The 7097-nt window shown below is 57.6% G+C and carries 6 protein-coding genes; 2 read left to right on the forward strand and 4 right to left on the reverse strand.

Annotated features, from left to right (window positions below):
* Nucleotides 1-139: 139 nt before the first annotated feature.
* The 3 genes from ACOVRA_RS03855 to ACOVRA_RS03865 all read right to left on the reverse strand — a co-directional run bounded on the left by ACOVRA_RS03855 (nt 140) and on the right by ACOVRA_RS03865 (nt 3859).
* Nucleotides 140-1234 carry a phytoene/squalene synthase family protein gene (locus tag ACOVRA_RS03855; protein ID WP_421719143.1) on the reverse strand — a complete coding sequence of 365 codons (1095 nt, stop codon included), beginning with the start codon at nt 1232-1234 and terminating at the stop codon, nt 140-142.
* A gap of 79 nt (nt 1235-1313) precedes the next feature.
* Nucleotides 1314-2468 (reverse strand): ATP-grasp domain-containing protein, encoded by a 1155-nt coding sequence (locus tag ACOVRA_RS03860; RefSeq protein ID WP_421719144.1) that lies wholly within the window; start codon nt 2466-2468, stop codon nt 1314-1316.
* Nucleotides 2465-3859 carry a cytochrome P450 gene (locus tag ACOVRA_RS03865; RefSeq protein WP_421719145.1) on the reverse strand — a complete coding sequence of 465 codons (1395 nt, stop codon included), beginning with the start codon at nt 3857-3859 and terminating at the stop codon, nt 2465-2467. The genes ACOVRA_RS03860 and ACOVRA_RS03865 overlap by 4 nt, the downstream gene beginning before the upstream one ends.
* Nucleotides 3860-3982: 123 nt before the next feature.
* Here ACOVRA_RS03865 and ACOVRA_RS03870 point away from each other — a divergent pair, with 123 nt between their 5' ends.
* Complete coding sequence (locus tag ACOVRA_RS03870; protein ID WP_290802400.1) at nt 3983-4717, forward strand: hypothetical protein; 735 nt, start codon at nt 3983-3985, stop codon at nt 4715-4717.
* Nucleotides 4714-6201, forward strand: a complete 1488-nt coding sequence (crtD, locus tag ACOVRA_RS03875) for a 1-hydroxycarotenoid 3,4-desaturase CrtD (RefSeq protein ID WP_421719146.1) — start codon at nt 4714-4716, stop codon at nt 6199-6201. Before ACOVRA_RS03870 ends, crtD begins: the two co-directional genes overlap by 4 nt.
* Here the strand turns inward: crtD and crtI are convergent.
* A partial coding sequence (gene crtI, locus ACOVRA_RS03880) for a phytoene desaturase family protein (RefSeq protein ID WP_421719147.1) occupies nt 6198-7097 on the reverse strand: 900 nt, incomplete at its 5' end. The two genes, crtD and crtI, sit on opposite strands and share 4 nt — an antisense overlap.

Raw genomic sequence — 7097 nt, forward strand, 5'->3', positions numbered from 1 at the left:
GACGCTTTTTCCTGTTCGGCCTGCTTCTTTGCCTCTTCTGCTGCGATCCTTTTCGGAGATAGCGAGATCACCTGCCAAAGAGCAAAGCCTAAAATCGCAACGCCGAACAAAATCTCCATGAGGAACATTGGACTGAATGTCATCGGCTTCGACTCCCTGTTCGATCCCGCATTTCAAGGTCTGAGAATAGATCCATGACCCAATTAAGGTCATCTTTCACGCTGTGCCCACGCTTGTTGGCTGGTCCAAAGCCCGGAGGGGATTGAACGATGGCTGCCACCAAAGGCCGATTTACCCCGCGCGCGATTGCCAATTCACCTTTCGGTGCAGGACGCGCAGCGCGCTGCATCGCCGACCCAACCAGCCAAGCCTTGCGGGCGGCTGTGGTGCTGGCGCGCTTGGAAATGGAATCAAGGCCCTGCGCCCGAATGACCTTACCGATTTCGGCATAGAGGAGGCGAGCCGCAAAGATGGCAGGACGGACCGTTGCCGGCAGGCGTGCAATGGCTTGGTCCGCTCGGCGATAAAGCTCTTCTGCGCGGGACAAAAGGCGCTCAGTTAAGCGGGCAATCGCGGGTGAGAACTCTGGGTTAGCAAGCCAGACTTCTGGGTCAATGCCTTCTTCGCGCAACCAAGCCCGCGGGACATAAAGCCTGCCCTGACGGGCATCTTCGCCAATGTCGCGCCCAATATTGGTCAATTGCATCGCGACACCAAGATCACAGGCACGCTCCACCATTGCCGCATCGCGCACACCCATCAAAGCTGCCATCATGGCGCCGACCGAACCCGCAACCCGCTCGCCATACTCTTCCACATCAGCCAAGGTTTCATAGGTGCGCGCAGCGACATCCCATTCAAAGCCTTCCAACAAAGCGTCAAACACAGCGCGAGGAATACCATAGGCGCGGACAACATCGGCCAAACAGCGATCCGCCGCTTCGGTCTGCGGACGTCCAGAATAGATGCCATCAAGGCGGACCCGCAGGCGCGCAATCGCATCGCCTTGGCCATTTTCGACATCGACCGCATCATCCGACAAACGACAAAAGCCATAAAGCGCATAAGCTGCTTCCCTTAAGGCCTCCGGCAGCAATAGCGACGCAGAATAGAAAGAGTGCGAGCCCGTTTTAATCAGGTCCCGACAGGCGGCGCGGTCGGATGGGGTGGCATAGGGGAGCGGACGAACCTCAGGCTCGGCCAAGTCCAAACTGTCGGCTGCGAAACTCAGCATGCCCATCCAATCTTCGGTTTAAGGTTCAAGACCTGCTCTCTGCAGCTAATCATGGACTTAAAATCTAGGCAAGCAACCATTAGAAGTCCTCCAGTCGTTCGCCCTCGAACCAAGAAATGTCCTGAGTAGACACTTGGCCAAAGGTTTGTTGTTGTCGCATCGACATGGCGATGATCGAAAAGGCGGTGATCGGCATGGTGATAAAGGGCATCGGGTCGCGGGCATCCCAGGTGACGTCTTGCGCGGTCCGCAGCACTTTCAACCGGTCCCAATAATGCGGACCTTTGAACATGGCGGCCTGAACTTCGGTGAGCGTCGGGTAGAATTGCTGCATCAGCTTGGTCTGTTTGAAGCGGATCGGCTGGGCACCTGGATTTAGGATTGCAGGGGCGAGATCATCCGTCTCGATGAAATGCACACCACTGGTGACGCGCGGATTACATTCAATCGCTGAAGCTATCCCCGCTTCATCGACAAAAAAGTCAAACGAGATGAAGCCGCTATGGTTCTCTCGCGACACAAATGTCTCGACCCATGCTTGGATCGCGGAAATCTCGACTCGTTCAAAGGCAACGGCCACACTGCCCGTCATCACCGCCCCCTGATAGGTGACATTGATCAGGACTTTGCCGTCTTGGGCCATGGCGAAGGTGCTATATTGTTTGCCCTTGACTTGGACTTGCACGACAGCAGGCTCGGTCAGATTGGCGGCGATACCAATCAGGGATGTGCCAGCTGTATGCAGGCTGACCGCCCGGCCCGAACAGGAAAAGATCGGCTTCACAACAAAGTCCTGATGCTCGGCAATTGCTTGTGCTTCCGGGCTTTCGATCAAGGCTGTTTCGGGGACAGTCAGGCTATGCGCTTGGGCGAGAGCTGGAAAGCGGGCTTTGTCATGCAGTGCCAAGAGCCGGTCGACCGGTGGAGCATAGAGGCGGGTTCGGGCTGGCAAGCGGCCAGCCGAATGGGCCACATGCATGGTTTCCTCTGACAACGGCAGGACGAGATCTACCCCCTCCGCCTCTATCAGGCGCAGGAGCGCGGCCAGATAGGCCTCTTTGCCCTTTGAGGGTGGCGGCACTTGAAAGGACCGATCGACACAATTGGACGCGCCGGTCAAATGAGACTTGAACGGCTCTGCCACCAAAACGCGCCACCCCGCTGCCTTAAAAGACCGGGCAAAGTCCAAGGCTTTAGGTAGACGACCAATGGTGATCAGAACGGTTTGGCTCATGTACGCAAGGAGACCTTCATCATGACTTCTTGTGCGGGCCGCGTGGTCAGCCGGGCGACTGGTCTCACTAGCTCTGGCTGTTGCACCTCAATCCGATAGGTTCTCAAAATGCGCGCAAGGATCAAGGTCGCTTCCGTTGTCGCGAAAGCCGCCCCGACGCAGACGCGGGGGCCCGCGCCAAACGGGATATAGGAACCGGGCAAAATTTCATGCTCTCGCTCTGGCAAGAAGCGGTCAGGATCGAATACATCTGGGCTTGGCCAGAGCGATTGATGGCGATGCACGGCCCAAGGCGCAATCATCACCATCGTGCCGCGCTTAATCTTCTTCGAGCCAATCATCGTCGCGCGGGCCGCAACGCGCGGAATAAAGGTGATGGGCGGATAAAGCCGTAAGGCCTCCTTGAACACGTTACGCGCATAGGTCAGCCGCTTCACATGGTCGAACTCTATCGGGCCAGAACCCGCAACGGCGACCGCTTCAGCCTGCACCTTATCCGCGACTGCGGGCTGCATCGCGGCAATGAAGAAAGCCCAAGTGAGCGCGCTGGCGGTGGTTTCATGGCCGGCCAAGAAAAACACGCCCAATTGGTCGATCAATTCTTCGCGGGTAAAGCGTGTGTCGGTCTCTAGATCGCGTGCGGCAATCACCGCTGCAGCAATGTCATCAAATTGCGCGCCCGCCTCTAAATGCGTGTCGAGGAGGCGACCGATATGCCCACGGATGCGGGCACATGCCTCCAAGACATCGGCGCGCTGGGGGATATCGTCAAACGGCTTGCCAAAGATCAAGCGCACCAACTCAACATGCGCGACGCTGCGCTCAAAGAAGGCGAAGGACTCAAACACGTCGCGCGCCGTATCATTCGCCAGTGAGGCCGAGAAGACGGTTCGGCAAATGATGTCGGCGGTCAATTGCCCCATGGCGAGGTCCAGCGACATTTCTTGGCCCGAGCCCGCAGCAGCCTGCAGACGCACCTCAAAATCATCCAGCGCACCGACCATCGACGGAAAGGCCTTAGCCAAGCGAATATGAGAAAAGGCCGGATCAATCATCCGCCTTTGCTGACGCCATAACGAGCCACTGGACACAAACATGCTGTCGCCAACCAAGGGCGTCAGGGCACCAACCATCAAATCATTCTTCGGGAAGATATCTTCAGGATCGGCCAAGATGGGCTTGGTCAAAGCTGGGTCATTCACAATTTGGATCGAGCGGCGCGAATAGCCCAATGGCCCCATCGGCAAAAGATAGGCATCGGCTGGCATCAGGCTCAATAAATCGCCATCGCCTTGTCGGATAACCCTAACCAAACTGGCCAGAGGCCCCATGGGTGCTGGCCGAGGAGGCTTATAGGCCGCGCCTTGAGCGTGAAGTCCGTCCGCCGCCACCAGTCTACCTCAGCCCACTCATCCTGATCGCTCCGCAAAAAGCCGCGCCCAACCCCTTGAAGCCTAACGCTTGACGCGTCACTATGTCCAGCCCGCTAGACGCTTTCGACTGGATAGACAGTGATGCTTACCTTGTTTCACACGTTGGTTGCCATCCATATCGCGTTTGGGGCGGTGGGGCTGGTCAGCTTCTGGGTCCCTGTTTTAGGCAAGAAGGGTAACCGCAATCACCGGCTGTGGGGTAAAGTTTTTGCACGGTCTATTTTGGCTGCGGGCTGTGTTGCCCTACTGCTGAGCATTTGTACGTTGATTGATCCCTTGGGAACGCATCCGCATTTAAAGGACGCCGTCTTTGTGCGCGGTATCTTTGGCATCATGATGTTTTATCTGGCGATCTTGACGATCAACTTGGCTTGGTACGGCCTCGAGACGATCAAGAACAAGGCCAATCATGCCGCCAACCGCCGCGGCCTGAACCTTGCGCTGCAACCCATTTTAATTGCCGCTTCCTTGGCCTGCGCAATCGAGGGCGTTCTGATTGGTCAGTATCTGATGGTGGGCATGTCCATGGTCGGCTTCGCGACGGCGGGCACCAACCTCTTCTTCATGCTGAACCCCGCGCCCGGTCCGAAAGTCTATTTGATGGAGCATGTGAAAGCCATCGTGGGGGCCGGGATCTCGGTCTACACCGCGTTCTCCGCCTTTGGCGCGGTTCGATTGATGCCTTCCATGGCCTTGCATCCGGGCCTTTGGGCCATCCCCTTGGTGACCGGGCTTGCGATCATCCTTTACCACCATCGCCAAATACGATTGAGCTTGCGCGCCCGTGCGAGCCAAACCGCAGGCGCCGCTTCGTGAAGGCAAAGAAGATCCTCGTCATTGGCGCGGGCATGGGCGGCCTTGCGGCGGCCATCGACCTTGCCCGCCAAGGCCATCAAGTCGACGTCGTTGAGCGCTCTGCCGATGTGGGTGGCAAGATGCGCCAAGTACCGGTCGGCGATACCGCTATGGATGGTGGCCCGACCGTCTTCACCATGAAATGGGTGTTTGACGGCTTGTTTGAAGATGCGGGCCTGTCTCTCGAGGATCATCTGACCCTTTTGCCCGCAACCATCCTCGCCCGCCATGCTTGGACCCAAGGCGGCGATCTGGACCTGTTTGCAGATCGCGATGAGTCCGCCGAGGCCATTCGCGAATTTGCTGGGTCCAAGGATGCTGCGGGCTATTTGGCTTTCTGCAAGCGAAGTGCCGCCATCTATGAGACCTTACGGGGGCCCTTTATCGCCAGTCAAAGACCGAACCCGATTGAGCTTGTGGCTCGGGTTGGCTTGAACCGATTAGGCGCAATGTGGGAGACGGCCCCGCATCAGACGATGTGGGGGGCCTTGGGCGCTTATTTCAAAGACCCACGCTTGAAGCAATTATTTGGCCGCTACGCGACTTATTGCGGCTCCTCGCCTTTTGCGGCTCCAGCGACTTTGATGCTGGTAAGCCATGTTGAGCAAGAGGGCGTCTGGCGGGTGCAGGGCGGCATGGCGAAGGTCGCGGCAGCCCTGAAAGCCCTTGCGATCAGCCAAGGCGTGACCTTCCATTTCAACGCCAATGTGGAACGTATCGAGACACGCGACAAGCGCGTCAGCGGCCTTGTTCTAAAGGGCGGAGCGGCAATGCCAGCCGACGCCATTGTGTTCAATGGCGACATTTCAGCGCTTGGCAGCGGCCTTCTGGGTCCAGATGTGATTCCCGCGGCAAGGCCCGTCGCCCTGCCGCAACGCTCACAATCTGCGATAACTTGGTGCGCGACCGCCACCACCAGCGGCTTGGCACTCGCCCATCATAGTGTTTTGTTTTCCGACGATTACAAGGCTGAGTTTCAAGATGTTTTCACCCGCCAGCGACCGCCACAAGCCCCGACAATTTATATTTGCGCGCAAGACCGCGATGATGCTTGTGCGCCGCCTGACAAGCCAGAGCGCTTGTTGATCCTGATGAATGCGCCTGCCAATGGCGACACTGTGGACTATGGCCAAGACGCCCAAACAAAAGCGAAAGAAAGCGCTTGGGCGATGATGACAAGCTGTGGGCTGACCCTTTCTCTTGAGCACGAGCAGATCACCACGCCCCATGGATTCAATGCACTCTTCCCAGCCAGCGGCGGCGCGCTCTATGGCCGCGCCAATCATGGGCCGATGGCCAGCTTTCAAAGGCCCGGCGCACGCAGCGGCATTAAGGGGCTCTATCTGGCTGGCGGCTCTGCCCACCCGGGCCCCGGCATTCCGATGGCCGCGCTTTCGGGACGGCTAGCCGCCGCCCGTCTACAAGCAGACTTGGACAAGGCTTAAGCGGTTTTGACCTTCCCAGCCCAAGCACTGGCTGGCGGGATCAACCGATCAATGACCTTCGCCGAAGAGACAACCCCTGGCAGCCCAGCACCGGGATGTGTGCCTGCCCCCACAAAATAGAGGCCCGGCACATCCGAACTGATGTTATGCGGCCGGAACCACGCACTTTGGAACAACTTAGGCTCCATACCAAAGGCTGCGCCATGGGTGGAGAGCAGGCGATCCTGAAAGTCTTGCGGGGTCAGCATATGGGACGATACAATCGCTTCAGACAGGCCGGGCAGAACCGTATCGGCCAAACGCTGTTCGATCTTTTTGCGATATGGCTCTGCCATGCTTGCCCAATCAACCCCGCTGCCCAAATGCGGCACGGGGGCCAAGACGTAAAAGGCATCGCAGCCTTCCGGCGCAAGGCTCGGGTCGTTTGCCGTCGGGCGATGCAGATACAGGCTGAAGTCGTCCGCCAATGTCTTTTTGGTGAAGATATCGGTCAGCAATTCCTGATAGCGTGGCCCGAGCACCATGGTGTGTTGATAGCAATCGTCAAACTTCCGATTGGTGCCAAAATACCAGACAAACAAGCTCATGGAATAATCGGCGCGCGCGATCTTTTCATCCGTCCAAACTTTGCGCGGCTGATTGCGCAGCAGCTTGGTATAGGTCCAGCCCAAATCCGCGTTCGAGACAACCAAATCAGCATGGACGATTTCACCATTGGCCAGACGCACCCCTGCAGCCCGACCTTCCTCTGTCAAAATCTCGTCGATCTCGGCATTATAAATGAGTTGATTGCCATGGCCCTCGATCAGATCGACCATGCCCTTCACCAGAGCCCCAGTGCCACCAAGGGCGTAATGGACGCCATAGGTGCGCTCGAGATGGGCGATCAGGCAATA

Source organism: Aquidulcibacter sp., assembly GCF_049239865.1.
Taxonomy (GTDB): Bacteria; Pseudomonadota; Alphaproteobacteria; order Caulobacterales; family Aquidulcibacteraceae; genus Aquidulcibacter.

Bases quoted from the DNA above. Each gene is read 5' to 3' on its own strand.
- ACOVRA_RS03860 (WP_421719144.1), bottom strand. From the start codon at position 2,468: ATGAGCCAAACCGTTCTGATCACCATTGGTCGTCTACCTAAAGCCTTG.
- ACOVRA_RS03870 (WP_290802400.1), top strand. From the start codon at position 3,983: ATGCTTACCTTGTTTCACACGTTGGTTGCCATCCATATCGCGTTTGGG.
- ACOVRA_RS03855 (WP_421719143.1), bottom strand. From the start codon at position 1,234: ATGCTGAGTTTCGCAGCCGACAGTTTGGACTTGGCCGAGCCTGAGGTT.